This window comes from Streptomyces sp. EDA2-14 (assembly GCF_054963755.1).
Map to the genome: position 1 here is coordinate 1 of NZ_JBUEGE010000002.1, position 25,475 is coordinate 25,475.

Genomic DNA, 25,475 nt, shown 5'->3' on the forward strand with positions numbered 1-25,475 from the left:
ATGGGAAACCCCCGTGCTTTCGAGCACGGGGGTTTTCTGCGTTATGCAGGTTCCACAAGCTTCGCGTCGTACGCCATGATCACCGCTTGGACCCGGTCCCGTGCTCCCGTTTTCGCCAGGATGCGGGAGACGTGGGTCTTCACCGTCGATTCGGCGAGGTGGAGGCGTTCGGAGATTTCGGTGTTGGTCCAGCCTTGGGCGATGACCGTGAGGATCTCGCGTTCGCGCTCCGTCAGGGAGGCGATACGCGGATCCGGTTCCGGGGGAGTGGCCGCAGCTGCCGGGAGATGGTGGACGTATGCGTCGAGGAGGCGGCGGGTGAGGCTTGGGGCGACGATCGCGTCGCCGGCCGCCACCGCCCGGATGCCGGCGAGGAGCTCCTCCGGCAGCGCGTCCTTGACGAGGAAGCCGGAGGCGCCCGCGCGCAGGCCCGCGTAGGCGTACTCGTCCATGTCGAACGTGGTGAGGATGAGGATGCGCGGGCCGTCGCCGGGGGCGTCCGTGATGATGCGGCGGGTGGCCTCGATGCCGTCCATGCCGGGCATGCGGATGTCCATCAGGACCACGTCGGGGGCGAGTTCGGCCGCGAGGCGGACCGCTTCCGTGCCCGTACCGGCCTCGCCCGCGATCCGTAGGTCGTCCTGGCTCTCCAGGAGCATGCGGAAGCCGAAGCGCTGCATGGGCTGGTCGTCGACGATGAGCACGCTCGTCACGGGGTGGGGCCTTCCGGGATCGGGATGCGGAGGTGTACCCGCCAGCCGCCGGCCGGGCGTGGTCCGGCCTCAAGTGTGCCCCGGTAGAGGGCCGTTCGCTCCCGCATGCCGGAGATTCCTCGGCCGCCCGCGTCCGGGGCGGGGGTGCCGCCGAGGCCCGTGTCGGTGATCGTCACGGTCACCGTGCCGCTCGCGTACGAGACGAGCACCTCGGAGGTGGCCGAAGGGCCGCCGTGCTTCAGGGTGTTGGTGAGCGCCTCCTGCACCACGCGGTACACCGTGAGCTCCAGACCTGCGGGCAGGGGCGCCGGTTCGCCCTCGACCTTCTTCAGTACGGGAAGGCCCGCCGAACGTACGCCTTCGATCAGGGAGTCCAGGTCGTGGAGTGCGGGGGCGGGGGACAGCTCGGCCGTAGGGGATTCCTCGCCCAGTACGTCCAGCAGGCGGCGGAGTTCGGTGAGGGCGTGGCGGCTGGTGGTGGCGATGGCGGTGAGGGCCTGGCCCGCGCGCTCCGGGTTGCGGGCTGCGGCGTACGAGCCGCCGTCGGCGAGGCCGGTGATGACGGAGAGGTTGTGTCCGATGATGTCGTGCATCTCGCGGGCGATGCGGGCGCGTTCGGCGGCCGTCGCGAGCCGGGCCTGCTGGTCGCGTTCGACTTCGAGGCGGTGTGCGCGGTCGACCAGCGCCGCCAGGTGCTCCTTGCGCGAGCGGACCGCGATGCCGAGGAGTGCGGTGAGGGCGAATCCCCAGACGGCCGGGCCGAGGGCCGCGTCCCAGGCTGCCAGCGGGTAGCGCAGGGCGCCCGGTACCAGCGGTACGAGGACGATCAGCGCCGCGGGCGCGAGCTGCTTGAGGGGCCGGTGCAGGGAGAGGCTGAACACCGCGATCAGCTGGGCGAGATGGGCCTGGAGGATCGCGCCCGACCAGCTGTTGGCCAGCGCCAGGGGCGCGGTCACCAGCAGTACGGCCATGGGGTGCCGCCGACGCCAGTAGAGCGGGACGGTGAAGCCGAGGCTGAGGGTGAGCAGCAGCCAGTCCGGCACGTCCAGGTTCTGGGCGACGGAACGCCAGCCGCTGCTCGCGTAGTCCGTGAGCGCCGCGGTCACCCAGAACAGGGTGACGACGAGGTCCCACACCCAGCGGTGGCGCTGGTCGAAGGCGCGTACGGACTGCAGCCACAGCTGGAGCCGGCCGGGAAGCGAGAGGGCACCCGCGGCGCGGACGGCGCGGGTGCCCTTTCGCTGATGCTCGGTCACGGCACCATCCTCCGCCACAGGCATGCTCCGGCGCAGCGGGTCACCGGTCATACGTCCCGTCGCTTGAGGAAGAGCGAGGCGAGGGCGACCGAGCCCAGCGCCCAGAGGATCAGGGCGACGAGGGAGGCGAGCGGTGAGGGGCCGCCCGCGATCGCGTCGAGCGCGGAGGCGTTGCCCGCGGCCTGCGCCGGGAAGTACTCGACCGCGGTGTCCACGGCGTCGACCGGAATCATGGAGACGACCTCCGGCAGGATCATGACGCCGCCGACGAAGAACGCGATGCCGCCCGCGACCGAGCGCAGGACCGCGCCGAGCCCGAGGGCGAAGACCGAGAGTGCTGTGATCCCGGCGGAGGTGCCGGCGATCGCCGCGAGGATGCCGGGGTCGGTGAGCGCGGCCTCCTGGTCGGTGCCGGACAGGAAGATCTGGGCCAGCGGGTACGTGATCAGGCAGGCCGCGAAGGTCAGGGGGAAGACGATGGCCGCGAGGACGGCGGCCTTGGACCACAGGAGGGACACCCGCCCGGGCACCGCGGTGAGCGAGGCGCGGATCATGCCGGTCGTGTACTCGCCCGCGATGAACAGGACGCCCAGTACGGGCAGGGAGATCTGCGCGATCTGGCTGCCGGACAGGCCGAGTTGGACCGGGTCGACGAAGTCGCGGCTGCCGGTGTCGTAGTTGGCGGCGACGAGGAGGCCGAGACCGATGATCAGGACGGCCGAGGAGAGCAGCGTGATCCAGGTGGAGCGGACCGTCCAGAACTTGTGCCACTCGGAGCGCAGCACACGGGCTGGTATCACGGCGTACGAGGACGTGGTGCGCGTCGGGCGCGCGGTCGTGGCGGTGGTCATGCCGCGGTTTCCTTCCGGTGGGCGGTGTACTCGACGGAGTCGCGGGTCAGGTCCATAAAGGCCTGCTCAAGGGAGGCCGTCTGCGGGGTGAGTTCGTGGACCGGGATGGCGTGCGCGGCCGCGGTGCGGGCGATGTGCTCGGCGTCGGTGCCGTGCACCAGGAGCGTTCCGCTGCTTTCGCTGGTCACGGTCACGGACGGGCCGGTCAGGAGCGCGGCGAGTTCCGTGCCCGAGGGGGTGACGACCTTGACGGCTGCGGCGCCCGATTCCCGTACGAAGGCGTCCACCGTCGTGTCCGCGAGGAGTCTGCCGCGGCCGATGACGACCAGGTGGTCGGCGGTCAGGGCCATTTCGCTCATGAGGTGCGAGGAGACGAGGACCGTACGGCCCTGCTGGGCGAGGGACTTGAGGAGCGTGCGGATCCACAGGACGCCCTCGGGGTCGAGGCCGTTGGCCGGCTCGTCGAGGACGATCGTGGCCGGGTCGCCGAGGAGCGCCGCCGCGATGCCGAGGCGCTGGCCCATGCCGAGGGAGAAGCCCTTGACCCGCTTGCCCGCCACGTCGGTGAGGCCCGCGAGGTCGAGGACGTGCTCGACGCGGGAGCGCGGGATGCCGTGGGTGAGGGCGAGTGCCATGAGGTGGTGGAATGCGGTGCGGCCGGGGTGGACGGCCTTCGCCTCCAGGAGCGCGCCGGCCTCGGTGAGCGGGGCCGGGTGGGTGGCGTAGGCACGGCCGCCGATCGTGGCGTGGCCGGAGGTCGGGGTGTCCAGGCCGAGCAGCATGCGCATGGTCGTGGACTTGCCCGCGCCGTTGGGGCCGAGGAAGCCGGTGACCGTGCCTGGTTCGACGGTGAAGGTGAGGTCTTCGACGACTGTCTTGGCGGTCTTGCCGCCGTAGCGTTTCGTGAGGCCGTGGGCTCGGATCGTCATGTGAGTACGGTGCCGTGGGCGGGGTCGCGCGGGCGTCGGACCGGGGCATCGAGCTGCGGAAATGCCGTAGTACCGAGGTACTACGGGCCCTTAGGGTGCGGATGCATGGACTACGTGATCAGACCTGTGCGGGCCGACGAGTGGCGTGCCGCGAAGGAGCTGCGGCTCGCCGCGCTGCGGGATCCGGCGGCACCGCTCGCGTTTCTGGAGACGTACGAGGAGGCGGCGGCGCAGCCGGACGAGTTCTGGCAGGGGCGGGCCGAGCGTGCCGCGCACGGGACGACGGTCCTGCAGTTCGTCGCGGAGGCCGGCGAGGGCGGGCGCTGGGACGGCAGCGTGGTGGTGCTCGTGGAGGAGGCGGGCGCCCTGGACTTCTTCGGGCAGCCCGTCGAGCGGCGGCAGGCGCAACTCGTCGCGGTGTTCGTGCGGCCGGAGGCGCGGGGGAGCGGGGTGACGGAGGCGCTGTTCTCCGCCGCCGTGGAGTGGGCGTTCGCCCTGGACGGCGTGGTGCGGGTGCGGTTGTACGTCCATGAGGACAATGGGCGGGCCGAGGGCTTCTACCGGAAGTTCGGCTTCGTCCGCACGGGAGGGGCCGTCCCGAATCCGGGCGACCCCTCCAAGGTGGAGCGCGAGATGGAGTTCAAGCGGGGCTAGCCGTACGGGTGTTGTGCGCGGGCCGTCCGCAGGGCGTGGGCCCACCAGGACAGTTGGTCGAGCATGACCTTGGCGGCGCCGGCCGCGCCCTGTTCGTCGTGGGCCGGGCCGTCCTCCGTGAAGAGGCCGCCGTGGGCCTTGTGGAAGCTGACGCCGTCGCGGATCGTCGCGCAGTGCAGTTCGGCGAAGACGAGGCGGAGTTGTTCCACGGCGCGCAGGCCGCCGCCCACGCCGCCGTACGAGACGAAGCCGACCGGCTTGGCCTTCCACTCGTCGCGGTGCAGGTCGATGAAGTGCTTCAGGTGGGCCGGGAAGCTGTGGTTGTACTCGGGGGTGATCACGACGTAGGCGTCGGCGGCGTCCACGCGGGAGGCCAACTCGGTCTGGGCCGCGGTGGGTTCGTGGCCCCAGTCGGGGTGGGTGTCGGGGAGGTCCAGGTCGGTCAGGTCGATGACGTCGTAATGGGTGTCGGGGGAGTGGCGCTCGGCCCAGGTCGTGAACCAGGTGGTCACCGTGGGGGCGAGGCGGCCTTCCCGGGTGGAGCCGACGATGACGGCCACGCGGAGTGGGGGTGTGGTTGCGGTCGTGGTCATGGTTTCGGTCCTCCGTGGTTGGGGTGATCAGGTCGTCTTGGTGTGCGTCGTGGTTTCGCTGCGCGGCGACGGGGGCTGTGCCCACCCGTTCCGCCGTGCGGAACGCCTGCCCACAGCCGGGGCAGGACTTCTCAGTAGCCCGTAAACCGCGGCTGCCAGTGCCGTCATCAAGGCCGTCACCGACCAGAGCGTCACCTGCCACGCCTCCGTGAATTCGGGGGCGTGGCCGGGTGTGCCAGCCGTGATGCGCGCCGCCAGCCCCGCCGAGCCCACTCGGGGTTCGAGGGTGGCCAGGAGGAGGGCGCCGAAGAGGGTGAGCATGACGGCGCCGGTGGCGCCGCGGACCGTGTTGAGGAAGCCGGAGGCCATGCCGACCTCGGACGGGGTGACCATCGACATGGCTTGGGCGTCGATGATGCCGATGGAGAGACCCTGGCCGGCGCCGATGGTGAGCAGCGGGCCCGCGAGCGCCGTCACGGGGATGCCGGGGTGCAGCGTCGTGAGCCAGGCGTTGCCCGCCGCGAGCAGGAGCAGGGAGAGGACCAGGAGGTGCCGGGCGGGCACGCCCCGGTTGACGAGGCGGGCGCCGAGCGGGGGCAGGGCCAGGATCGGCACCGTCATCAGCAGCAGCGTGAGACCGGCCGCGCGGGCGGTCGTGCCGCTCGCGCCCTGGAGGTAGGTCGGCAGGAAGGCGAGGACGCCGGTGGTGCCCGCGCCGAGCCCGAAGGAGCCGACGGCCCAGCCGAGGAACGCCGGGTTGCGGGCGAGCCGCAGGTCGAGGATCGGGCGGCCCGCGCCGGTGCGGACGAGGCGCCGTTCGACGCGTACGAAGGTGAGCAGGAGGGTGAGCGAAAGGGCTGCGGGGGCCAGGGTCGAGGGTGCCGTCCAGCCGGACTTCGAGCCCTGCGTGATCGCGTACAGGGCCAGCGCCAGGCCCGCGATGAACGTCGCCGCGCCCGCCTTGTCCACGCCCGGCCGGTCGTCCGCCCGCGACTCCGCCATGAGGCGGGTGCCGACGAGGACGACCGTGCCCACGGCGACGTAGGTCAGGAAGGTGGCGCGCCAGCCGAGGGCGTCGATCAGCCAGCCGGAGAATGTCGGGCCGAAGGCGAGGCCGAGGCCCGCCGTGGTGCCGAGCGAGGCGAAGACGCGGGTGCGGGCGGGGCCGGTGAAGGTCGCGGCGAGCAGGGAGCCGCCGCTCGCCATCACGCCCGCGGCGCCGATTCCGGACAGGATGCGGGCCGCGTCGAGGACCAGGATGTTCTGGGCGAGGGCCGAGCCGAGGGTGCCCGCCGTGTAGAGGGCGGCGCCGGCCGTGAGGATCCGGCGGCGGCCGTAGAGGTCGCCGAGCGAGCCCGCGACCAGCATGAACGAGGACGCGGCGAGGAAGTAGCCGACGACCACCCACTGCAGCGCGGGGCCCGAGGCATGGAGGTCGGCTCCGATGCGGGGGAGCGCGACGGTGGTGCCGGACATGGCCATCGGCAGGGTCAGCATGCCGAGGAGGACGACGAGGAGGGTGATGGTGGAGCGGCTGCCGCCGACTTCGCGGGCCGCCGAAGCCAGGGGTTCGGTTGCCATGCCGGTAAAGTACAACGACGGTTGTAAGAAGTGCAACCATCGTTGTACCTAGGGCTCTGTGCCTAGGCTGGACAGGCACGACGGAGGACGGAGGGCGGAGCCGCATGACACAGGAGTCGGGGCGCGTACCGCGCAAGGGCACGGTCGAGAAGCGCCAGGCGCTGCTGCGCGGGGCGCGGACGGTGTTCGGGCGCGAGGGGTACGCGCGGGCGGGCATCGACGAGATCGCCGCGGAGGCGGGCGTCTCCACCCGCACGCTCTACAACCACTTCGGGGGCAAGGAGAACCTCTTCCGTGAGGTCCTGATCGACAGCGCCCGCAATGTGACGACCGCTCATGTCGTGCTCATCGAGCGTCACTTGAGCAAGGTGACGGACGTGGAGAAGGATCTGCTCGCGCTCGTCCGGGAGTGGGTGGGGCGGCGCGGCGACCACGAGCCGCACATGCTCCTCGTCCGGCACATCATCACCGAGGGGGCGCATCTGCCCGCCGACGTCATCGAGGAGTGGCAGCGGATCGGGCCGCGGGCGACCGAGGACGCGATGCGCCAGGCACTGCTTCGCCTCGGCGAACAGGGCCTGCTGGCGGTCGACGAGGGCAACTCTGCGGAAGCCGCCCGGTACTTCATGCTGCTGCTCCCCGGAGCCGTCTCCATCGACACGTTCTTCGGGGTGGTGCCGATCTCCGCCGCCGAGATCGACGCGCGGCTGTCCGGCGGGCTCGCGGTGTTCCTGAAGCTGTACGGCCTTTAGCCCAGCGGGAGTTCCGCGTCCGGCCAGCGTGTGCGGCCCTGTTCCCTGGACCGGAGCAGGGCCAGGGTGACCAGACCCTGGTCCGCTCCGGTGGACAGCAGCTCCGGCAACTGGGGAAGCGGAGCCACCGCCGCGACGTCGTCGAGGACGAACGTCATTGGTGGGTCGAGCCGGCCGGCAGGTGACCGTGCGGCCACGCGGCGGCCGTGCTCGACCACGCTCGAGGCGAGGGCCGTGAGGAGGGGCATCGCACCGGGCTGTCCCTTCGGGTCCTCGATGGGTTCACCGACCACATACAGCGTGCCCCCTTCGTTCACGAAGGAATCCAGGGTGAGTGCATCGGTTCGGTTTGGCGTGCAGGCCTCACGGATGTTCACCGAGAACAGTGAGGACAGGGCGCGGGCGGTCAACTCCTGAGCCATGTCGCGGCGTTCGGGGTGCGAGGTGAGGGCCGCCTCCAGCTCGCCCGCGGTGCCGGCGGCCGCCTTCGGGTTCGTACGGAGGATGCGTACGGCGTCCTGGACCTGGGTGCCCTGGGACCAGCGGTGGACGTGGCGGAACGGTTTGCCGTCGACGGCCGCCGCGTGCAGATAGCTGCGCAGCAGGGTCTCCGCGGCCTCGGCGAGGGCCGAGTCCAGCTTTGCCGTGGGTCGTATCGGGGCGAGCAGGGCGGTGGCGCGTGCGGCGGCGGTCTCCTTGTCGGTGCAGCCTGCGGCCGGGTTCCAGTGCATGCGGGCCGGGGTGTCGCAGCGGTGCGTGGGGTCGTAGAGGAGGACGGGGCCGAGCTTGGCGCGGGCGTCCTTGGTTTCCGACCAGACGTCCGCGGAGGACGTGATCACGAGGACCGGGCCCTCGGCGTCCTGGATCGCCTCTATGGCGAGGGGGTGGCGGTCGGCCGGGGGGCCGAGGTGGATCGGCCCTCTGGGTGAGGGGACGGTGGGGGTGGCGGGTGCGGGTGCCGTTACGGGAGGCGTGGTTGCGCTCGCGGGGCTCTGCCCCGGACCCCGCGCCTCAATCGCCGGCGGGGCTTGAATGACCGCCGTCTCCCGCTCGACCGGCTCGGGCTCCGGCTCCGGCTCCGGTGAAGGGACGTCCTCGCGGCGCTGTCTTCGGACCGCGCGCCAGCGGGTGAAGGTTCCCGCGATGAAGATAGTCAGGACGACCAGGACCATCAGTTGGCCGATGACCAGGCCCCAGACGAGGCCGTAGCCGGAGAGTTCGGTGGCGGGGGTGCCCGGCCAGGCGCCGGGGATGTCGTGCGGGCGGGTGATCAGCGAGCGCAGTGCCAGCGGCGTATTGCCGAACGTCACGCCCGTCGGCCACGCGCCCTTCGCGAAGAGCCCCGCGAGGCCCGTCGCCGTCCACGTCAGCACCGTCATGCCCAGCAGGAACGCGAGGACACCGATCAGCAGCCCGTCGGGCACCCCCCGGCCGCCGCGCTGCTCCTCCCGGTGAGCCTTGTGCTCCCGGTAACCCCGCTCCATCCGGCGCCCCCGCTCGTCCCGCATTTCCGTCATGCCACCGTGGACTCGGAGCCGCCCAGGCGCTGCTCCACGAACGCCGCGGCCCGCTCCTCGGCCTCCAGCTCCGCCGCGTGCAGGGCGTCGTCAACGACCGGCTCGGCGGACGCCTCCGTCATGGCGCGGTCGGTGAAGACCAGCGGCCGTTCGGTCTCGGTGACGAGGTGTTTGACCACCTGTACGTTGCCGTTGACGTCCCAGACGGCGATGCCGGGGGAGAGCGTCGGGATGATCTCGACGGCCCAGCGGGGCAGTCCGAGCACCCGGCCCGTGGCTCTCGCCTCGTCGGCCTTCTGGGCGTAGATCGTTCTCGTGGAGGCCATTTTCAGGATCGCCGCCGCTTCCTTCGCGGCGGCCCCGTCGACCACGTCGCTCAGGTGGTGGACGACCGCCACGAAGGACAGACCGAGCCGCCGCCCGAACTTCAGCAGACGCTGGAACAGCTGCGCCACGAAGGGCGAGTTGATGATGTGCCAGGCCTCCTCGACCAGGAAGATGCGCTTCTTCCGGTCGGGGCGGATCCAGGTGTGCTCCAGCCACACGCCGACGATCGCCATCAGGATCGGCATCGCGATCGAGTTCCGGTCGATGTGCGAGAGGTCGAAGACGATCAGCGGGGCGTCGAGGTCGATGCCCACCGTCGTCGGTCCGTCGAACATGCCGCGCAGGTCGCCGTCGACGAGCCGGTCGATGACCAGCGCCACGTCGAGACCCCAGGCCCGGACGTCCTCCAGGGCCACGTTCATGGCCTCCGCCGACTCCGGTTCCGGGTGGCGGAGCTGCTCGACGATGTCGGTCAGGACCGGCTGCCGCTCGACGATCGTCTCGTTCACGTACGCGTGCGCGACCTTCAGCGCGAAGCCCGAGCGCTCGTCGAGACCGTGGCCGAGGGCGACCTCGATGATGGTGCGCAGCAGCGCCAGCTGCCCCGTCGAGGTGATCGCCGGGTCCAGCGGGTTGAGCCGGATCCCCATGTCCAGGGCGGCCGTCGGGTCGAGCCGGATGGGAGTTATGCCCAGCTCCTCGGCGATGAGGTTCCACTCGCCGACGCCGTCCTCGCCCTGCGCGTCGAGGACGACGACCTGACGGTCCTTGAACCTCAGCTGCCGCAGTACGTACGTCTTCTCCAGCGCCGACTTGCCGTTTCCGGACTCGCCGAGGACCAGCCAGTGGGGGGCCGGGAGCTGCTGACCGTAGAGCTGGAAGGGGTCGTAGATGTAGCCCTTGCCGGAGTACACCTCGCGGCCGATGATCACGCCGGAGTCGCCGAGGCCCGGCGCGGCCGTCGGGAGATAGACGGCCTGCGCCTGCCCCGTCGACGTACGCACCGGAAGCCGGGTCGTCTCCACCTTCCCGAACAGGAACGCGGTGAAGGCATCGGTGAGAGCGGACAGCGGATCCCGCATAGTGCAGCGCCTACCTTCCGGCCGTGTCGGCGGACATCAGGAACATCGGGATCGTCGGGGTCATCGGCGGATGCCGGTGGCGAACGGCAGGGTGTTCACGAACGCCCGGTGGTGCTCGCGGTCGCACCACTCCAACTTCAGGTACGACTTGCCCGCGGATGCGCGGATGGTGCGCTTGTCGCGGGCGAGCGAGTCGGGATTGCGGGAGGAGACCGTGATGTAGCCGACGAGATTGACGCCGGCCGCGCCGCTCGCCAGGTCCTCGCCGCGCTGGTCGAGGCGGCCGTGGGCGGCGATGTCGCGGGGGTCGACGGTCCGGTTCATCTTGGCGGCGCGGGACGCCTCCGCCTCGTCGTTGGTCTTCTCGGTGAGCATCCGCTCGATGGCGACCTCGGTGGGTTCGAGGTCCATCGTCACGGCGACGGTCCGGATCACGTCCGGGGTGTGGACCAGCAGCGGCGCCAGGAAGTTGACGCCCACCGGAGTCATCGGCCACTCCTTCACCCAGGCCGTGGCGTGGCACCAGGGCGCGCGGGTCGTCGACTCGCGCGTCTTGGCCTGGAGGTACGTGGGCTCCATGGCGTCGAGCTCGGCCGGCCAGGCGTTGCGCTTCGACATCGCCTGGATGTGGTCGATGGGGTGGTCCGGGTCGTACATGGAGTGGATCAGGGACGCGAGCCGGCCCTGCCCGAGCGGCTGCCGCACCCGGATGTCCGCCTCCTGCAAACGGGAGCAGATGTCGGTCAGTTCGCGCGCCATCACGACGGCGAGACCGGCGTCGCGGTCGACCTTCTTGCCGCCCTTGGGACGGGTTGCGCGGGCCATCGCGTTGGCCTCGGCGGCCAGGTCGCGCGTGTAGTGCATGCAGGCCACGAGGTACGCGCGGTGCTGCTCGCTGCTCGTCGACACCATGGACTGCAGCTGGTCGTACGACTTCTGCAGCCAGCCCAGCGAGCGGTCGTCGCCGCGCACCGCGACGTCCTTGGCGTGGGCGTCGGGGTCGGCGGGCAGGGTGCGGGCGAGCATCTGGAGCCGGGTCACGAACCCGTCGCCGTTCGCGACGTGCTTCAGCAGCGTCCCGAACCGGTCGACGAGCGCCTCCTGGTCCTCGGAGTCGCGCAGGCCGACGCCGGGGCCCTCGATCTCGATGGCCGCCGTCACGGTGCGCCGGTCGGCGTGCAGCAGCACGGCGATCTCGTCGGGCCCGAACGGCGCGGCCAGCCACGTGAGCCGGCCGATGCCGGGCGGCGGGCCGATCTCGACCTCACGCCCGTCGAGCCGGGTGCCGGCCTCCATGGTGTGCGAGCGGTAGGCGGTGCCGCGCTTGAGGGAGCGCTTGTAGCTGCGGTTGATCTCGAACCATTTGTAGAAGGTGCGGCCCTTGTACGGGACGTAGACCGCGGCCAGCGCCAGCATCGGGAAGCCCGTGAGCAGCACGATGCGCAGCGACAGCACGGGGACGAGCAGTCCGCACATCATGCCGAGGAACGCGCCCACCACGATCATGGCGATCTCGCCGGACTCGCGGTTCTTGCCGACGATCGCGTTCGGCCGGGCGCGGCCGATCAGATATGTACGGCGGGGCGTGACCGGAGGGGACACGTGGGACTGGGTCGTCAACGCCCTGCACCTCCTTGCCAGTTGCCGTTCTTGCCGGTGTTACCGCTGTTGCCCCCGCGGTCGTTGCTCGCGTGCGGGGTCTTCGACGGGCTCGTACGAGGCGGGGGTGCGGCGGAGGGGACAGTTCCGCCGCCTCCCCCTGACGCGGCCGGGCGCGAACTGTGCGCGGCCACACCGCCGGACGCGGGGTTGGCGGGACGGGCCCGGGAGGCTCCGCCGCCGCCCGAACCCCCGCTGTCCTGGCGGCTGCTGTGTGTCTTGATGCCCTGCGAGACGAGCGCCGCGGGGGAACTGATCACGGCGGCCGCCTTGCCCTCGGCGCCCTGCATGAGCCGGTTCTTGCGCACGTTGGCCATCTCGTCGCCGAAGCCGGGCACGAAGCGGTAGATCATGCCGCTCGCGAAGATGGCGAGCAGCACGATGGCGAGGCCGGAGACGACCGCGGCGAGGGAGTCGGGCCCCTTGTTGCTGCTGGACAGGGCGCCGGCGAGACCCAGCACTATGACGATGACCGGCTTCACGAGGATGACCGCGACCATGATCCCGGCCCAGCGGCGGACATGGCCCCACAGATTCTTGTCGACGAGCCCCGCGTAGACGACGACGCCGAGCAGGGCGCCCACGTAGAGCAGCACGGCGCGCAGATACAGCTCCAGGTAGAGCACGCCCGCCGCGAGGATCGACACGAGCGACACGACGATCAGCATGATCGGTCCGCCGCCGATGTCGTCGCCCTTCTTGAGCGCCTCGGAGAACGTCCCGAAGAACGTGTCGGTCTGGTTCCCCGTCGCCTTCGCCAGTACGTCGCTGACTCCGTCGGCCGCGGACACCACCGTGTAGAGGATCAGCGGGGTGAACGCCGAGGCGAGCACCGTGAGCCAGAGGAATCCCACGGCCTCCGAGATCGCGGTCATCAGCGGTACGCCGCGCACGGCGCGCTTGGCCACGGCGAGCAGCCACAGCACCAGCGTGAGGATCGTCGACGCGGCGAACACCACGGCGTACTGCTGAAGGAACTTCTGGTTGGTGAAGTCGACGTTGGCCGTCTTCTGCACGGCGTCGCTGAGCTGGTCGACGGTCCAGGAGGCGGCCTCCGCGCAGCCCTTGGCGAGGCTGGAGAGGGGGTCGAGGGGGTTGGAGACGTCGGGCGTCGACCCGCCGCCTCCGGTGCTCTTGCTGCTGGATTCGTTGCCGCGCTCGCAGTACTTCCTGGCGGCGCCGCGGATGAGGTCGCAGGGGTTGTCGTCCGGCTCGGGGTCCGGGGCGGCCCAGGCCCGGGAGGCCAGGAGGACCGCAGTGGTCTGCACGCCGGTGGCCACGGCGGCGAAGGACAGGGCCCGGCGTCGCCGGTTAGCGGGCATAGCTGAACCCTCCGTACTCCTTCACGGCCTTCGCCATGTCGTCGGCTGTGGAGGCCCGCTGGTCGCGGCCGACCGGGACGGGGCCGTCCTTCTGGGAGAAGTCCTCGACCTTCCAGTCGCCGTCCACCCAGCGCAGCTTGTAGCTGTTGGTGTACCAACTCTCGGAGACCGGGTTCTGCGCGGCCTCGCCGGCGAGGCCGAACAGCGACGAGTACCAGATCGACACGGTCGCCGTGTCGCCCTTGTAGGCAGTCGCCTTGGTGCCGACCGGAATGACCCGGGAGACGAACGTGGTCCCCTTCGGCGCGGTGCCGTCCTCGGCGAGGCCGATGCCCGTCAGGAAACTCTTGCTGGAGTACACCTTGTCGAGGTCGCCGCGCCGCGCGTCGGCGGCCTTCGGCGTATAGACGTCGTCGACGATCCGGTCCCGCTCGACCTTGTCGAACATGTCGGCGCTGCCCAGCTGAACCGCATAGTTCGCGGCAGCGGACTGCGCCCCCTGTTCGTCGTGGGCGAAGCCGGAGGACACCGGTTTCGTGCCCGTGGGAGACGTGGGGGACGCCTCCGGCTTCGATCCGGAGGAACCGGATCCGCCGGAGGCGTCCTCGCCACGGTTCGCGAATGCGATCGCCGCGATCAGGAGCACCACCACGCCGACCACGGTCACCAGGGACCGGGACGGCGAACGTCCCGGTCTGCGGGCGCTCCCGTAGCCGTCGGAACCCTCCGGGAGCCGCGTCCGGGTCTGCCCGGACCCCCCGTACAGCTCGTCGTCCTGTGGACCGTCCGGACTCATTGCGCGCACGCCCCCTCAACCTCTCGCCGAACCACCGCATACGACGGTAGCCCGGCTGTTTCGCGCGTGGGCGCGGTGTGGTGACTCGACATCAGGGAGACGCAACCTCAGCCGGTAGCTAGACGGCCATGCCGTACACGATGGTGAAGAGCGTGCCGAGTGAGCCGATGATGAACACCCCGGTCAGGCCCGCGATGATCAGGCCCTTGCCCTGTTCGGCGCTGAAGGTGTCCCGCAGGGCCGTCGCCCCGATTCTCTGCTTGGCCGCGCCCCAGATCGCGATGCCGAGGCACAGCAGGATGGCCACCGCCATCACCACCTCGATCATCACGCGTGCCTCGTTGCCCAAGCTCCCGAACGGGCCCCAGTCCGGGGCGATCCCGCCGATGATGGTGGAGATATCGCCCTTTTCGGCTGCCAGCAGCATGTGTAACTCACCGCCCCATGTGGGTAGTTCTGTCGCCCCTGCCGCAGCGCAGAGGTCAGACCCATTCTTGCCCAGATTGGCTCAGGTGCCTGCACACTTGGCGCCATTCCTTGGCCGAGTTTCTACGCTCCCATGGCTGAGGAACCGCCGGCGGCGGCGGTTCCGGATCCGAAGGAACGTACGGTTACTCTGTGTATCATGCCTGGTCACGCCGGGCAATGAAGCCTGGTCGACGACAGTTCGGCACAGTCGCGGACGGCGTAGCGGGCCCGCCCGTAAACTGGGCGATCGTGTGTCCGGCCGTGGGTCGCGCCCGGACTCCCCGGTGGCGAAGGGCGGTTGACGGTGCGTAAGGCATGGATGCTCGCGGGGGCTGCCGCCACCGGTGGCACCGGGTTCGTGGCGCTGCTCGTCTTCGGGACGTACATGGCGGCCGGGAGCCTGAGCAGCGGGGCGGGCCAGGGGGCCGTGGGGCTCGCGAAGGGGGCCGTGCCCGCCGCGTACCAGCCGCTCGTACAGAAGTGGGGCAATCTCTGCCCCGCGATCAATCCGGCGCTGCTCGCGGCCCAGCTGTACCAGGAGAGCGGGTTCAACCCGAAGGCCTCGTCGCCGGCCAAGGCGTACGGCATCGCGCAGTTCATCGGCGGGACCTGGGCCGCGCACGGCGTGGACGGGGACGGTGACGGGGACAAGGACATCTGGGACCCGAACGACGCGATCCCGTCCGCCGCCTCGTACGACTGCAAGCTCGCCTCGTACGTGAAGGACGCGCCCGGCGACCAGACCAAGAACATGCTCGCCGCCTACAACGCGGGCGCGTACGCCGTCATCAAGTACGGGGGCGTGCCGCCGTACCGCGAGACGCAGAACTACGTGAAGGTCATCACGACCCTGGAGAAGTCCTTTGCGAAGCCCGTCGGGCGCGTGCAGCCCTCGCAGCAGGCGGCGGCCGCCATCTACTTCGCGCAGAAGAAGCTCGGCACTCCCTACCTGTGGGGCGGCAACGGCACATCCGACCAAGATGGCCGATTTGATTGCTCGGGGCTGACCAAGGCCGCGTACGAGACGGTGGACATCGAGCTGCCCCGTGTGGCCAACGATCAGTACAACGCGGGGCCGCATCCGAAGCGGGACGAGCTGCTTCCGGGAGACCTCGTGTTCTTCTCCGACGATCTCCAGAACAGCCGGGCCATTCGTCACGTGGGCATTTACGTGGGCGGCGGATACATGATCGACGCGCCGCGCCCCGGTGCCGTCATTCGCTTCGACCCCATCGACACCCCTGACTACTTCGGCGCGACCCGTGTCACAGAGGACGGCGCGCAGGCGCTCCCGACCGAGTCGCCGGAGGTGTGAGACCGGCGTCCGCGGCCCGGGTTGGCTGGAACTCTCTGTTATTCACTGGCCCTGAGCTGCGGGTTTGTATCTCTCTTCGATAACGTCTGCGTGATCGTTCGGTGGATTGCGGAACGTAGGAGGACGGACTGTGCGTTCCTCTATCTGAACCGAAAACAACCACGGGGGTGGCTGAAGACGAAGGGGCCGCTGAACTATGGCTGGACTCGTGGCACTCGATGCGCCCGCGACATCCGGATCCAACCCCGACGTCACGCTGCTCTACGACATCAACGGCCTCGGCGCCGACGCTCCCCACTGGTTCGACCGGACCATGAAGTTCGTCGGGGAGTACGGGATCCTGATCGCCCTCGTGCTGCTCGTGCTGTGGTGCTGGTGGGGTGCCAGGAAGCGCGGGGCGCTCGATGACGCCGCGTCCGCCGTGGCCGCCGTCGTGTGGGCGCCGCTGGCCGCCGCTCTCGCCGTGCTCGTGAACGTGCCGATCCGGTCCTTCGTCGAGCGGCCCCGGCCCTTCATGGACCACGAGGGGCTCAACGTCCTGATCAAGGGGAAGACGGACTTCTCGTTCGTCAGCGATCACGCGACGCTGGCGATGGCCATCGGGGCGGGGCTCTTCATCGCGCACCGCAAGCTCGGGCTCGCCGCCATAGGGCTCGCCGTGCTCGAAGGGTTCTGCCGGGTCTTCATGGGGGTGCACTACCCGACGGACGTCGTGGGCGGGTTCGCGCTCGGTACGGCTGTCGCGCTGCTGCTCTCGCCGCTGGCCTCCGCGCTGCTCACTCCGCTGGCGCGGGCGATCGGGCGGGCGTCCGGGTGGGTTTCGCGGCTCGTGTGGGCGCCGGGGGCGGTGGCCTCCGCGGTGGAGTTCCCCGAGTCCCGCGACTCGGCGGAGTCCCCGGAGGAACGCGACTTGGCGGCGTAGCGCTCCGCGGGGCCTGCGGCGTGGGGCGCCGTGCCCGGGGTCGTCCGTAGCGGCGCGCGGCACCGGGGGCCGCCTTGCCCACCCTGCCGCCCAAGGCGGCAGATTGCCCAGGGCAACGGCGGCCTTACAGGGCCTGCGGGAACGTGAAGAAGCCCGTCGGGTCGTACGTGCGCTTCACCTTGGTCAGGCGGGTCGCCGCAGGGCCGTAGTACGCCTGCTTCCAGTTCTTCAGGGTGGCGTCCGTGTAGTTCTGGTAGGCCGATCCCGAGGCGTACGGGCGCATGGAGGCGTGGGCCGAGGAGAGCCAGTCGCGGGCCGCGGAGCCGGACGTGTTCGGCTGCCACGACACGATGTACTGCGCGAGCATCCGGGAGCTGCGGTGCACGAACGCCGTCGCCGTCGGGTCGACGCGGTTGATCGCGCCGCCGAGCGCCGTGAGCGCCACGGAGCCGGCGCCGGACGTGACGTTCTCCAGCTGCTTCAGGAGCGTGCGCACCCCCGCGTCGGACAGGTCGTGGTCGAAGAAGTCGGAGGCGGCCGCGTACGTCTCGCGCTGCAACGCGCCCGCCGAGTCGCGGCCGGGCGTCGCGCCGGGGAGGTGGCACTGGGCGTCGTCCGCGAAGGACGAGCAGCCCGCGTACACCTCCATCGACTCCTCGTACGAGCGGCGCTTGAGGGAGACCGAGGTCGCCGGGCCGGGGCCGCCGGCGCCGTCGGCGAGTTTGTCGACCGCGTTCTGGAGTTCGGTGTACGTGCCGAGGGAGAACGCCGAGACCGAGACCGTCGGGTTGCCGCCCCGCGCGCCCGCGATGTGCAGCGAGGACCAGATCTCGTCGGCCTGGTCGGGGCCCCACTTCTGCCAGGCCTTGAGCACCGTCGCCGCCTTCGACCAGGGCCAGCTCATGTACGCGGAGACGGCCTGCGGCGCGGGGTGGGTCTTGAAGCGGAGCTCCGTCACGACACCGAACTGGCCGTTGCCCGCGCCTCGCAGCGCCCAGAAGAGGTCCTTCTCCGACGTCGCGTTCGCGGTCAGTTCCCTGCCGTCGGCCGTGATGACGGTGGCCTGCGTGAGGCTGTCGCAGGTGAGTCCGTAGGCCCGGGAGACGACGCCGTGGCCGCCGCCGAGCGTGAGGCCGGAGACGCCGACCGTGGGGCAGGAGCCCGCCGGTATCGTCACGCCCTTGGCGGCCAGCGAGCGGTAGACGTCGATGAGTTTCGCGCCAGCGCCGACCACCGCCTCGGATCCCGACGCGCGGACGGTCTTCATCCGGGAGACGTCGAGTATCAGTCGGCCGTTGCCGGAGGACCAGCCCGCGTACGAGTGGCCGCCGTTGCGTATGGCGAGCCGGACCTTGTGCGCGCGGGCGTACGCGAGGGCCGTCCGTATGTCGTCGGGCCCCGCGGCGTACGCGACGGCGCTCGGCTTCAGGGAGTCGTAGCGGGTGTTGTAGAGCTGGCGGGCGGCCGCCCAGGACGACTCTCCGGGGCGTATGAGGGAGCCGTCGAGGTCCTTGGCGAGCCCGTCGAGGTTCGCCGCCGCCCGCACCGTGCCGGACGCGCTCGCGCTCGTGGAGCGGAGCGGGGTCGAGGACGTGGCGGAGGGGGACGCCGAGGAGTGTCCGCTCGCGGAGCCCGAACCGGAGCAGGCGCTCAGCACGCCGCCCGCCGTGATGGTCGCGGCCGAAGCCGTGATGAACGTGCGCCGTTCCATGCCGTTGTCCCCTTCGGCCACCTGTCGCTTCCCGAGGTACGAGACGTCGTACGGGAGCCACGGGTTCCGTCAGGCGGCCGGTCCCGCCGATCCGAGGTGGTCATCGGCGTCCGAACGGGCCTTGCTGCGCGCTCTTCTGGCCGGCCCCCGCCAGCCGCAGCTGCAGCGGGCCAGACAGAAACGTCCCTGTTCCACGACGGTGATCGTGTGCGAATGCTGCTGTTGTGCCACGCGGCCACGGTAGCGGCCCCATGTAAACCCCCCGTTCGCGTGACGCTCGACCCTACTCGTCGTTAACCCCGACGACAGGGGTGGCCGCACACGCACGGACAGGCTTGGGGGTCGGACCAGCGATGGTGGCGCAGCAGCACGGGAGCGCGTCCGCTTCGGCACGGGCGGCGGTGGCTGCCGTCGCGGTGGCCTCGGTGGTGGCGGGTGTCGGCGGGTGCGCCGCGGGCGCCGAGGGCGGGGAGCGGAACGCGGATCCGACGCAGACCGTGCGCGGGGCGGCCGACCGCCTGGTCCGCGAGGGCACGTCACAGGCGCGTACGTCGATGGAGATGGCCAGCGGCGGGACCCGCGTCACCATCCATGGCGAGGGCGTCTACGACTACCGCGAGGGCCTCGGCAGGCTCCGGGTGCGGCTTCCGCAGGACGCGGCGGGCGACGAGGAGCACGACCCGATCACCGAACTCCTCGCGCCGGGAGCCCTGTACATGAAGAACCGGGGCGCGGGCGTCCCCGCCGACAAGTGGGTGCGCGTCGACGTGGCGGGGCTGACGGACGGGAACCTGGTCACCGGCGGCGCCACCGATCCGCTCGCGGCGGCCGAACTGCTGCGCGGGGCGCGGGATGTGACGGAGCGGGGCGAGACCGACATCGCGGGCGTGCCCACCACGCACTTCAAGGGGATCGTGGAGCTGCGCGCCGCCGCGAAGGCCGCGTCCAAGGTGCACAAAGGGGCGCTCGCCGCGGCGGCGAAAGGGTTCCGCAAGGAGCGGGTGCCGTTCGACGTCTACCTCGACGACGGTGGCCTGATCCAGAAGGTCGTGCACCGCTTCAGCTTCGCCAACGGGCAGCCGAAGCAGGATGTCGACGTCACCTCGACGACCCTGTACCGCGAGTTCGGCAAGCCGGTGAAGGTGGGACTTCCGGCCAAGAAGGACATCTACGCGGGGAAGGTCGCCGAGCCCGGACCGTGAGGTCCACCGCCCGTTCCGCCGACAGACCCTAGGCCTGTCGGGGGCCGGAAATGGTTCTTCCGTGCCATGCGCGGGGCGTGAGCCGGTCCCTACTCTAGGAAGTCGGCCCTTGCGGCCATCGGCTGTTGGTCACGCGGCAGGAAGAGGTGATGAACGTGGCTCCCGTGGGTGGTACGGCGGTGCAGGACCACGTCGCCCTCGCCGAGATCGAGCTGTGCGGTGAGTTGATCATCGCGGCGTCCGCCGTCGCCGAGGGGCGGCTCAGTGTGGACCGGATCGACGAGGTGCTCAGGGTCGCCGAGCCGTTGCCCGGCGGCCCGGAAGACGACCGGGAGTAGAACGAAGGGTGGGGACGCCGGATCCGGCGTCCCCACCCTTTCGTATGCGGGTTCTCAGGTACGGGATGTCACGCGTGGGTTCTCACGTGCGGGTTCTCACGTGCGCAGCAGGCGCGCGATCGCCTTCGTGGCTTCCTCGACCTTCTCGTCGATCTCGTCGCCGCCCTTGAGGGCGGCGTCGGCGACGCAGTGCCGCAGGTGCTCCTCCAGAAGCTGGAGCGCGAAGGACTGCAGGCCCTTCGTGGAGGCCGACACCTGCGTGAGTATGTCGATGCAGTAGACGTCCTCGTCCACCATCCGCTGCAGGCCGCGGATCTGACCCTCGATCCGGCGCAGCCGCTTGAGGTGCTCTTCCTTCTGATGGTGGTAACCGTGGATGCCGCGGTCGTGGTCGGTCACGATCTCGGCCTTTTCCGGCACAGCCGGCTGATCCGTCTGCGTCGCGTCAGTCGTCATCGCGTCCGTCCTCCCGTGGTGTCCTATACCCCCTGCGGGTATATGGTACCGGATTTTCAGCGGATCCGACCGGTTCGTCCCGCCTTGGTCGGGCCCCGTGCTGATCACTGTGCCTGATGGGCGACACTGGGGAGACGCCGGTTAGCCGTGGCCGGATGATGCGCCTAGCATCAGCCTGACCGAATCCAAGCACCCCGAGGACCCCACGTGCGCTTTCGTCTGACCCCCAGGGAGACGAGCTTCTACGACATGTTCGCCGCGTCCGCGGACAACATCGTCACGGGCTCGAAGCTCCTGATGGAACTGCTCGGGGCGGATTCCTCCGCCCGGGCCGAGATCGCGGAGCGGATGCGGGCAGCCGAACACGCCGGTGACGACGCTACGCACGCGATCTTCCACCAGCTCAACTCCTCGTTCATCACGCCGTTCGACCGCGAGGACATCTACAACCTCGCCTCGTCCCTCGACGACATCATGGACTTCATGGAGGAGGCCGTCGACCTGGTCGTCCTGTACCAGGTCGAGGAGCTCCCCAAGGGTGTCGAGCAGCAGATCGAGGTGCTGTCGCGTGCGGCCGAGCTGACCGCAGAGGCCATGCCGAACCTGCGGACGATGGACAACCTCACCGAGTACTGGATCGAGGTCAACCGCCTGGAGAACCAGGCCGACCAGATCCACCGCAAGCTGCTCGCACAGCTCTTCAACGGCAAGTACGACGCCATCGAGGTGCTGAAGCTCAAGCAGATCGTCGATGTGCTGGAAGAGGCGGCCGACGCCTTCGAGCACGTGGCCAACACGGTGGAGACCATCGCCGTGAAGGAGTCCTGAGGCCGGCTCATGGACACCTTCTCCCTGATCGTGACGATCGGCGTCGCGCTTGGATTCACGTATACGAACGGTTTCCACGATTCCGCGAACGCCATCGCCACTTCCGTTTCCACGAGAGCACTGACGCCTCGTGCGGCACTCGCCATGGCCGCCGTCATGAACCTCGCCGGTGCCTTCCTCGGCAGCGGTGTCGCCAAGACGGTGAGTGAGGGGATCATCGCGACCCCGGTCGGCGACAAGGGGATGGGAATTCTCTTCGCCGCGCTCGCGGGCGCGATCGTCTGGAACCTCATCACCTGGTACTTCGGGCTTCCCTCGTCCTCCTCGCACGCCCTGTTCGGTGGAATGGTGGGTGCCGCCCTCGCGGGCGGGACCACCGTCTACTGGTCCGGGGTGTGGGAGAAGATCGTCATCCCGATGTTCACCTCGCCCGTGATCGGACTTGTCGTCGGCTACCTGGTGATGACCCTCATCATGTGGCTCTTCCGGCGCTCCAACCCGCACAAGGCCAAGCGCGGCTTCCGTATCGCGCAGACCGTCTCCGCCGCCGGAATGGCGCTCGGCCACGGTCTTCAGGACGCGCAGAAGACCATGGGCATCGTGGTCATGGCGCTCGTCATCGGCGGCCACGAGTCCTTCGAGGACCCGATTCCGGTCTGGGTCAAGATCGTCTGTGCCGTGATGCTGTCCGCCGGTACGTACGCGGGTGGCTGGCGGATCATGCGGACGCTCGGCCGCAAGATCATCGAGCTGGACCCGCCGCAGGGCTTCGCGGCCGAGACGACCGGTGCGTCGATCATGTTCGGTTCGGCGTTCCTGTTCCACGCGCCGATCTCCACGACTCACGTGATCACCTCGGCGATCATGGGTGTGGGCGCCACGAAGCGCGTGAACGCGGTTCGCTGGGGTGTCGCCAAGAACATCGTCGTGGGCTGGTTCATCACGATGCCGGCGGCCGCGCTTGTCGCTGCCGCGGCGTACGGGGTGGTTTGGCTGGCGTTCGGTTAGGCGGCGCCGGGGGTGGAAGTCGCCCCCGCCGCCCCTTCCCGTCCCGTCCCGTCCCCGGGGGCTGCGCCCCCGGACCCCCAAAAGATTGCGCAGTTCCCCGCGCCCCTGATCAAAAGATCGAAGCCCCGCCTTCCTCCCGGAAGGCGGGGCTTCTCTCGTTCCCCGTGGTGGCACCGCCATGCAGCACCGCGGGGAGATCGGATGTCAGCCGAAGCGGCCCGAGATGTAGTCCTCCGTGGCCTGGACGGACGGGTTGGAGAAGATGCGCTCCGTCTCGTCGATCTCGACGAGCTTGCCGGGCTGGCCGACCGCCGCCAGGTTGAAGAACGCGGTGCGGTCCGAGACACGGGCCGCCTGCTGCATGTTGTGCGTCACGATGACGATCGTGAAGCGCTCCTTCAGCTCCCCGATCAGGTCCTCGATCGCGAGGGTGGAGATCGGGTCGAGCGCCGAGCAGGGCTCGTCCATGAGCAGCACGTCCGGCTCGACCGCGATGGCGCGGGCGATGCACAGGCGCTGCTGCTGACCGCCGGAGAGGCCCGAGCCGGGCTTGTTCAGGCGGTCCTTGACCTCGTTCCAGAGGTTGGCGCCCTTGAGGGACTTCTCGACGACGTCGGAGAGCTCCGACTTCTTGTACTTGCCGTTGAGCTTCAGGCCCGCCGCCACGTTGTCGAAGATCGACATGGTGGGGAAGGGGTTGGGGCGCTGGAACACCATGCCGACCGTGCGGCGCACGGCGACCGGGTCGACGTGGGATCCGTACAGGTCCTCGTCGTCCAGGAGCACCTTGCCCTCGACGCGGCCGCCGGGGGTGACCTCGTGCATCCGGTTGAGGGTGCGCAGGAAGGTCGACTTGCCGCAGCCGGAGGGGCCGATGAAGGCCGTCACCGAACGGGGCTCGACGGTCATCGAGATGTCTTCGATCGCCTTGTGGGCGCTGTAGTAGGCGGTGAGTCCGCTTACGTCGATTCGCTTGGCCATAACTACGTCACTACTTCCGATACGTCGCTGAGCGGGGAAGGTCGCGTCAGCGACCGGCCTTCGGGGCCTTCCAGCGGGCTACGCCGCGGGCCGCGAGGTTGAGGATCATGATGAAGGCGATGAGCACCAGGGCCGCGGCCCAGGCGCGGTCGTACGCCGCCTGGCTGCCGCCGCTGCTCGCGTACTGCTGGTAGATGTACAGCGGCAGCGAGGCCTGGGGGCCTTCGAAGGGGTTGCCGTTGATCAGCGGGTTGCCGAAGACCAGCAGCAGCACGGGGGCGGTCTCGCCGGCGATACGGGCGATGGCCAGCATCACACCGGTCGTGATGCCGCCGATCGACGTCGGCAGGACGACCTTGAGGATCGTGCGCCACTTCGGGACGCCGAGGGCGAGGGAGGCCTCGCGCAGCTCGTTCGGGACGAGCTTGAGCATCTCCTCCGTGGAGCGGACCACGACCGGGATCATCAGGATGGACAGGGCCATCGAGCCGGCGAAGCCGGAGAATCCGAAGCCGAGGATCAGGATCCAGAAGGACAGGATGAACAGGCCCGCCACGATGGACGGGATGCCGGTCATCACGTCGACGAAGAACGTGACCGCCTTGGCGAGCTTCCCGCGGCCGTACTCGACCAGGTAGATCGCCGTGAGGATGCCGATCGGCACCGAGATCACGGTGGCGATGCCGACCTGTTCCAGCGTGCCGAGGATGGCGTGGTAGATGCCGCCGCCCGGCTGGTACGAGGTGATGAAGCCCATCGAGTGGGTCAGGAAGTACGGGTCCAGGACCTTGATGCCGCGCGCGATCGTCTCGTAGACGAGGGACGCGAGGGGGATCACGGCGAGGATGAACGCGACCCAGACGACGCTGGTCGCGAGGCGGTCCTTCGCCTGGCGCCGGCCCTCGACCTTGGCGGCGAGGCCGTACGAGGCGAGGACGAAGATCAGGGCCGCGATCAGGCCCCACTGGATGCGGCTGGCGAGCCCGCCGCCCAGGCCGATGGCGCAGCCCGCGGCGACCGAGCCGATGGCGATGGCCCAGGGCGACCAGCGGGGCAGGCGCGCGGCGCTCAGCGTGCTCGGCGGCTTCGGCGCGTCCGGCTTCTGGGTGGGAACGGTTGCGTTGCTCATGCGTTGGCCCCCGAGTACTCCTTGCGGCGGGCGATGATCAGGCGGGCCGCGCCGTTCACCAGGAGGGTGATGACGAAGAGGACCAGACCCGAGGCGATCAGGGCGTCGCGGCCCTGGTCGTTGGCCTCGGAGAACTTCGCGGCGATGTTCTGCGCGAAGGTGCCGCCGCCTGGGTCGAGCAGGCTGGTGTGGATCAGGAAGTCGGGGGAGAGGACCGTGGCGACGGCCATCGTCTCGCCGAGCGCGCGGCCGAGGCCCAGCATCGAGGCGGAGATGACGCCGGAGCGGCCGAAGGGGATCACCGACATCCGGATGACCTCCCAGCGGGTCGCGCCGAGCGCGAGGGCCGCCTCCTGGTGCATCTGGGGCGCCTGCCGGAAGACCTCACGGGAGACGTTGGTGATGATCGGCAGGATCATGATCGCCAGCAGGATGCCGACGGTGAGCAGGGTGCGCGGGGCGCCGCCCTGCCACTCGAAGATGCCGGTCCAGCCGAAGTACTGGTCGAGCCAGCCGAACAGTCCGGTCATGTGCGGCACGAGGAAGAGCGCGCCCCACAGGCCGTAGACGATCGACGGCACGGCGGCCAGCAGGTCGATGACGTAGGCGATGATGCCGCTCAGCTTCTTCGGCGCGTAGTGCGTCAGGAAGAGCGCGATGCCGACGGCGACGGGGACCGCGATCACCATGGCGATGATCGAGGTGACGATCGTGCCGAAGGCGAGGACAGCGATGCCGAAGACGGGCGGGCTCGCCGTCGCGTTCCACTCGAAGGTGGTGAGGAAGTTGCCCTCGTTCTTCGAGAGGACCAGCGAGGCCCGGTAGGTCAGGAAGACCGCGATCGCGGCCATGATCACCAGGAGCAGGATGCCCGAGCCGCGCGAGAGGCCGAGGAAGACCCGGTCTCCGGGGCGGGTGGCGCCGCGGGCGGCGCGCTTCTGCTCGGAGGGCGAGGGGCGATCGGAGGGCGCCGGTGGCGGCGCCGGTGCTTGCGTGGTTATGTCCATGGAGTTCTCCGGTCTGCGAAGTCCCGTCCCGGTCGGGGGCGTTGCGGGACTTCTGGCGGCGGTGCACCGGACGGTGCG

The 25,475-nt window shown here is 70.0% G+C and carries 25 protein-coding genes; 8 read left to right on the top strand and 17 right to left on the bottom strand.

Going from position 1 to position 25,475, the window contains the following annotated elements; all coding sequences use genetic code 11:
* Positions 1-41: 41 nt before the first annotated feature.
* The 4 genes from ACY34M_RS06235 to ACY34M_RS06250 are packed head-to-tail and all read right to left on the bottom strand — an operon-like array spanning position 42 to position 3,749.
* Positions 42-713, bottom strand: coding sequence for a response regulator (locus ACY34M_RS06235; RefSeq protein ID WP_462716589.1), 672 nt, complete (start codon positions 711-713; stop codon positions 42-44).
* A complete protein-coding gene (locus tag ACY34M_RS06240) occupies positions 710-2,020 on the bottom strand; it encodes a sensor histidine kinase (RefSeq protein WP_462716588.1) in 1,311 nt (436 codons plus the stop codon). Before ACY34M_RS06240 ends, ACY34M_RS06235 begins: the two co-directional genes overlap by 4 nt.
* Entirely contained in the window at positions 2,017-2,820 is an 804-nt protein-coding gene (locus ACY34M_RS06245) for an ABC transporter permease (protein WP_462716587.1), read from the bottom strand. The genes ACY34M_RS06240 and ACY34M_RS06245 overlap by 4 nt, the downstream gene beginning before the upstream one ends.
* The gene (locus ACY34M_RS06250) at positions 2,817-3,749 is read right to left on the bottom strand and encodes an ATP-binding cassette domain-containing protein (protein ID WP_462716586.1); all 933 of its coding nucleotides are present in this window, start codon (positions 3,747-3,749) and stop codon (positions 2,817-2,819) included. Before ACY34M_RS06250 ends, ACY34M_RS06245 begins: the two co-directional genes overlap by 4 nt.
* 105 nt (positions 3,750-3,854) lie before the next feature.
* On the opposite strand from ACY34M_RS06250, the gene ACY34M_RS06255 reads away from it, so the two are divergent.
* Positions 3,855-4,403, top strand: a complete 549-nt coding sequence (locus ACY34M_RS06255) for a GNAT family N-acetyltransferase (RefSeq protein WP_462716585.1) — start codon at positions 3,855-3,857, stop codon at positions 4,401-4,403.
* On the opposite strand, the gene ACY34M_RS06260 is transcribed toward ACY34M_RS06255, so the two are convergent.
* Together ACY34M_RS06260 and ACY34M_RS06265 are read right to left on the bottom strand one after the other, a co-directional pair.
* A complete protein-coding gene (locus tag ACY34M_RS06260; protein ID WP_462716584.1) occupies positions 4,400-4,996 on the bottom strand; it encodes an NADPH-dependent FMN reductase in 597 nt (198 codons plus the stop codon). The two genes, ACY34M_RS06255 and ACY34M_RS06260, sit on opposite strands and share 4 nt — an antisense overlap.
* A gap of 27 nt (positions 4,997-5,023) precedes the next feature.
* A complete protein-coding gene (locus ACY34M_RS06265) occupies positions 5,024-6,577 on the bottom strand; it encodes an MFS transporter (protein WP_462716583.1) in 1,554 nt (517 codons plus the stop codon).
* A 104-nt stretch (positions 6,578-6,681) separates the two neighbouring features.
* Between ACY34M_RS06265 and ACY34M_RS06270 the strand changes: the two genes are divergently transcribed.
* On the top strand, positions 6,682-7,329 hold the full coding sequence (locus ACY34M_RS06270; protein WP_462716582.1) for a TetR/AcrR family transcriptional regulator: 648 nt from the start codon (positions 6,682-6,684) through the stop codon (positions 7,327-7,329).
* Here ACY34M_RS06270 and ACY34M_RS06275 read toward each other — a convergent pair.
* The 6 genes from ACY34M_RS06275 to ACY34M_RS06300 form a co-directional block, all read right to left on the bottom strand.
* Positions 7,326-8,837, bottom strand: coding sequence for a type IV secretory system conjugative DNA transfer family protein (locus ACY34M_RS06275; protein WP_462716631.1), 1,512 nt, complete (start codon positions 8,835-8,837; stop codon positions 7,326-7,328). The genes ACY34M_RS06270 and ACY34M_RS06275 overlap by 4 nt on opposite strands.
* A gap of 5 nt (positions 8,838-8,842) precedes the next feature.
* Positions 8,843-10,255 carry an ATP-binding protein gene (locus ACY34M_RS06280; RefSeq protein WP_462716581.1) on the bottom strand — a complete coding sequence of 471 codons (1,413 nt, stop codon included), beginning with the start codon at positions 10,253-10,255 and terminating at the stop codon, positions 8,843-8,845.
* Positions 10,256-10,315: 60 nt separating this feature from the next.
* Positions 10,316-11,875 (bottom strand): SCO6880 family protein, encoded by a 1,560-nt coding sequence (locus tag ACY34M_RS06285; RefSeq protein WP_462716580.1) that lies wholly within the window; start codon positions 11,873-11,875, stop codon positions 10,316-10,318.
* Positions 11,872-13,236: a hypothetical protein gene (locus ACY34M_RS06290; protein ID WP_462716579.1), complete on the bottom strand. Its 1,365-nt coding sequence runs from the start codon at positions 13,234-13,236 to the stop codon at positions 11,872-11,874. Before ACY34M_RS06290 ends, ACY34M_RS06285 begins: the two co-directional genes overlap by 4 nt.
* Entirely contained in the window at positions 13,226-14,032 is an 807-nt protein-coding gene (locus tag ACY34M_RS06295; protein WP_462716578.1) for a hypothetical protein, read from the bottom strand. Before ACY34M_RS06295 ends, ACY34M_RS06290 begins: the two co-directional genes overlap by 11 nt.
* A gap of 118 nt (positions 14,033-14,150) precedes the next feature.
* Positions 14,151-14,459 carry a hypothetical protein gene (locus ACY34M_RS06300; protein ID WP_327662290.1) on the bottom strand — a complete coding sequence of 103 codons (309 nt, stop codon included), beginning with the start codon at positions 14,457-14,459 and terminating at the stop codon, positions 14,151-14,153.
* A 345-nt stretch (positions 14,460-14,804) separates the two neighbouring features.
* Between ACY34M_RS06300 and ACY34M_RS06305 the strand changes: the two genes are divergently transcribed.
* Both ACY34M_RS06305 and ACY34M_RS06310 read left to right on the top strand, forming a co-directional pair.
* The gene (locus tag ACY34M_RS06305) at positions 14,805-15,815 is read left to right on the top strand and encodes a C40 family peptidase (RefSeq protein ID WP_462716577.1); all 1,011 of its coding nucleotides are present in this window, start codon (positions 14,805-14,807) and stop codon (positions 15,813-15,815) included.
* 196 nt (positions 15,816-16,011) lie between these two features.
* A complete protein-coding gene (locus ACY34M_RS06310; RefSeq protein WP_462716576.1) occupies positions 16,012-16,737 on the top strand; it encodes a phosphatase PAP2 family protein in 726 nt (241 codons plus the stop codon).
* 124 nt (positions 16,738-16,861) lie between these two features.
* Here the strand turns inward: ACY34M_RS06310 and ACY34M_RS06315 are convergent, their stop codons facing one another.
* On the bottom strand, positions 16,862-18,448 hold the full coding sequence (locus tag ACY34M_RS06315) for an FAD-binding oxidoreductase (protein ID WP_462716575.1): 1,587 nt from the start codon (positions 18,446-18,448) through the stop codon (positions 16,862-16,864).
* Between the two features lie 353 nt (positions 18,449-18,801).
* Here ACY34M_RS06315 and ACY34M_RS06320 point away from each other — a divergent pair, with 353 nt between their 5' ends.
* Positions 18,802-19,650 carry an SCO4651 family lipoprotein gene (locus ACY34M_RS06320; RefSeq protein ID WP_462716630.1) on the top strand — a complete coding sequence of 283 codons (849 nt, stop codon included), beginning with the start codon at positions 18,802-18,804 and terminating at the stop codon, positions 19,648-19,650.
* Positions 19,651-19,799: 149 nt separating this feature from the next.
* Entirely contained in the window at positions 19,800-19,988 is a 189-nt protein-coding gene (locus ACY34M_RS06325) for a hypothetical protein (RefSeq protein ID WP_462716574.1), read from the top strand.
* A gap of 96 nt (positions 19,989-20,084) precedes the next feature.
* On the opposite strand, the gene ACY34M_RS06330 is transcribed toward ACY34M_RS06325, so the two are convergent.
* Entirely contained in the window at positions 20,085-20,444 is a 360-nt protein-coding gene (locus ACY34M_RS06330; RefSeq protein ID WP_462716573.1) for a metal-sensitive transcriptional regulator, read from the bottom strand.
* 207 nt (positions 20,445-20,651) lie between these two features.
* On the opposite strand from ACY34M_RS06330, the gene ACY34M_RS06335 reads away from it, so the two are divergent.
* Complete coding sequence (locus ACY34M_RS06335; RefSeq protein ID WP_306321513.1) at positions 20,652-21,272, top strand: DUF47 domain-containing protein; 621 nt, start codon at positions 20,652-20,654, stop codon at positions 21,270-21,272.
* Between the two features lie 9 nt (positions 21,273-21,281).
* Positions 21,282-22,280 (top strand): anion permease, encoded by a 999-nt coding sequence (locus tag ACY34M_RS06340; protein WP_462716572.1) that lies wholly within the window; start codon positions 21,282-21,284, stop codon positions 22,278-22,280.
* A gap of 204 nt (positions 22,281-22,484) precedes the next feature.
* Here ACY34M_RS06340 and pstB read toward each other — a convergent pair whose 3' ends face one another.
* Genes pstB through pstC form a run of 3 tightly spaced genes read right to left on the bottom strand, consistent with a single transcriptional unit; the run spans position 22,485 to position 25,397 of the window.
* Positions 22,485-23,261 (bottom strand): phosphate ABC transporter ATP-binding protein PstB, encoded by a 777-nt coding sequence (gene pstB / locus ACY34M_RS06345; protein WP_462716571.1) that lies wholly within the window; start codon positions 23,259-23,261, stop codon positions 22,485-22,487.
* A 46-nt stretch (positions 23,262-23,307) separates the two neighbouring features.
* Positions 23,308-24,390, bottom strand: coding sequence for a phosphate ABC transporter permease PstA (gene pstA / locus ACY34M_RS06350; RefSeq protein ID WP_462716570.1), 1,083 nt, complete (start codon positions 24,388-24,390; stop codon positions 23,308-23,310).
* Positions 24,387-25,397 (bottom strand): phosphate ABC transporter permease subunit PstC, encoded by a 1,011-nt coding sequence (gene pstC, locus ACY34M_RS06355; RefSeq protein WP_462716569.1) that lies wholly within the window; start codon positions 25,395-25,397, stop codon positions 24,387-24,389. The genes pstA and pstC overlap by 4 nt, the downstream gene beginning before the upstream one ends.
* Positions 25,398-25,475: the final 78 nt, after the last annotated feature.

Bases quoted from the DNA above. Each gene is read 5' to 3' on its own strand.
- ACY34M_RS06255 (WP_462716585.1), top strand. From the start codon at position 3,855: ATGGACTACGTGATCAGACCTGTGCGGGCCGACGAGTGGCGTGCCGCG.
- ACY34M_RS06265 (WP_462716583.1), bottom strand. From the start codon at position 6,577: ATGGCAACCGAACCCCTGGCTTCGGCGGCCCGCGAAGTCGGCGGCAGC.
- ACY34M_RS06270 (WP_462716582.1), top strand. From the start codon at position 6,682: ATGACACAGGAGTCGGGGCGCGTACCGCGCAAGGGCACGGTCGAGAAG.
- pstA (WP_462716570.1), bottom strand. From the start codon at position 24,390: ATGAGCAACGCAACCGTTCCCACCCAGAAGCCGGACGCGCCGAAGCCG.
- ACY34M_RS06295 (WP_462716578.1), bottom strand. From the start codon at position 14,032: ATGAGTCCGGACGGTCCACAGGACGACGAGCTGTACGGGGGGTCCGGG.
- ACY34M_RS06310 (WP_462716576.1), top strand. From the start codon at position 16,012: ATGGCTGGACTCGTGGCACTCGATGCGCCCGCGACATCCGGATCCAAC.
- ACY34M_RS06320 (WP_462716630.1), top strand. From the start codon at position 18,802: ATGGTGGCGCAGCAGCACGGGAGCGCGTCCGCTTCGGCACGGGCGGCG.
- ACY34M_RS06330 (WP_462716573.1), bottom strand. From the start codon at position 20,444: ATGACGACTGACGCGACGCAGACGGATCAGCCGGCTGTGCCGGAAAAG.
- ACY34M_RS06275 (WP_462716631.1), bottom strand. From the start codon at position 8,837: ATGCGGGACGAGCGGGGGCGCCGGATGGAGCGGGGTTACCGGGAGCAC.
- ACY34M_RS06280 (WP_462716581.1), bottom strand. From the start codon at position 10,255: ATGCGGGATCCGCTGTCCGCTCTCACCGATGCCTTCACCGCGTTCCTG.
- ACY34M_RS06315 (WP_462716575.1), bottom strand. From the start codon at position 18,448: ATGGAACGGCGCACGTTCATCACGGCTTCGGCCGCGACCATCACGGCG.
- ACY34M_RS06290 (WP_462716579.1), bottom strand. From the start codon at position 13,236: ATGCCCGCTAACCGGCGACGCCGGGCCCTGTCCTTCGCCGCCGTGGCC.
- ACY34M_RS06300 (WP_327662290.1), bottom strand. From the start codon at position 14,459: ATGCTGCTGGCAGCCGAAAAGGGCGATATCTCCACCATCATCGGCGGG.
- ACY34M_RS06245 (WP_462716587.1), bottom strand. From the start codon at position 2,820: ATGACCACCGCCACGACCGCGCGCCCGACGCGCACCACGTCCTCGTAC.
- ACY34M_RS06325 (WP_462716574.1), top strand. From the start codon at position 19,800: ATGAACGTGGCTCCCGTGGGTGGTACGGCGGTGCAGGACCACGTCGCC.
- pstC (WP_462716569.1), bottom strand. From the start codon at position 25,397: ATGGACATAACCACGCAAGCACCGGCGCCGCCACCGGCGCCCTCCGAT.
- ACY34M_RS06260 (WP_462716584.1), bottom strand. From the start codon at position 4,996: ATGACCACGACCGCAACCACACCCCCACTCCGCGTGGCCGTCATCGTC.
- ACY34M_RS06240 (WP_462716588.1), bottom strand. From the start codon at position 2,020: ATGACCGGTGACCCGCTGCGCCGGAGCATGCCTGTGGCGGAGGATGGT.
- pstB (WP_462716571.1), bottom strand. From the start codon at position 23,261: ATGGCCAAGCGAATCGACGTAAGCGGACTCACCGCCTACTACAGCGCC.
- ACY34M_RS06250 (WP_462716586.1), bottom strand. From the start codon at position 3,749: ATGACGATCCGAGCCCACGGCCTCACGAAACGCTACGGCGGCAAGACC.
- ACY34M_RS06340 (WP_462716572.1), top strand. From the start codon at position 21,282: ATGGACACCTTCTCCCTGATCGTGACGATCGGCGTCGCGCTTGGATTC.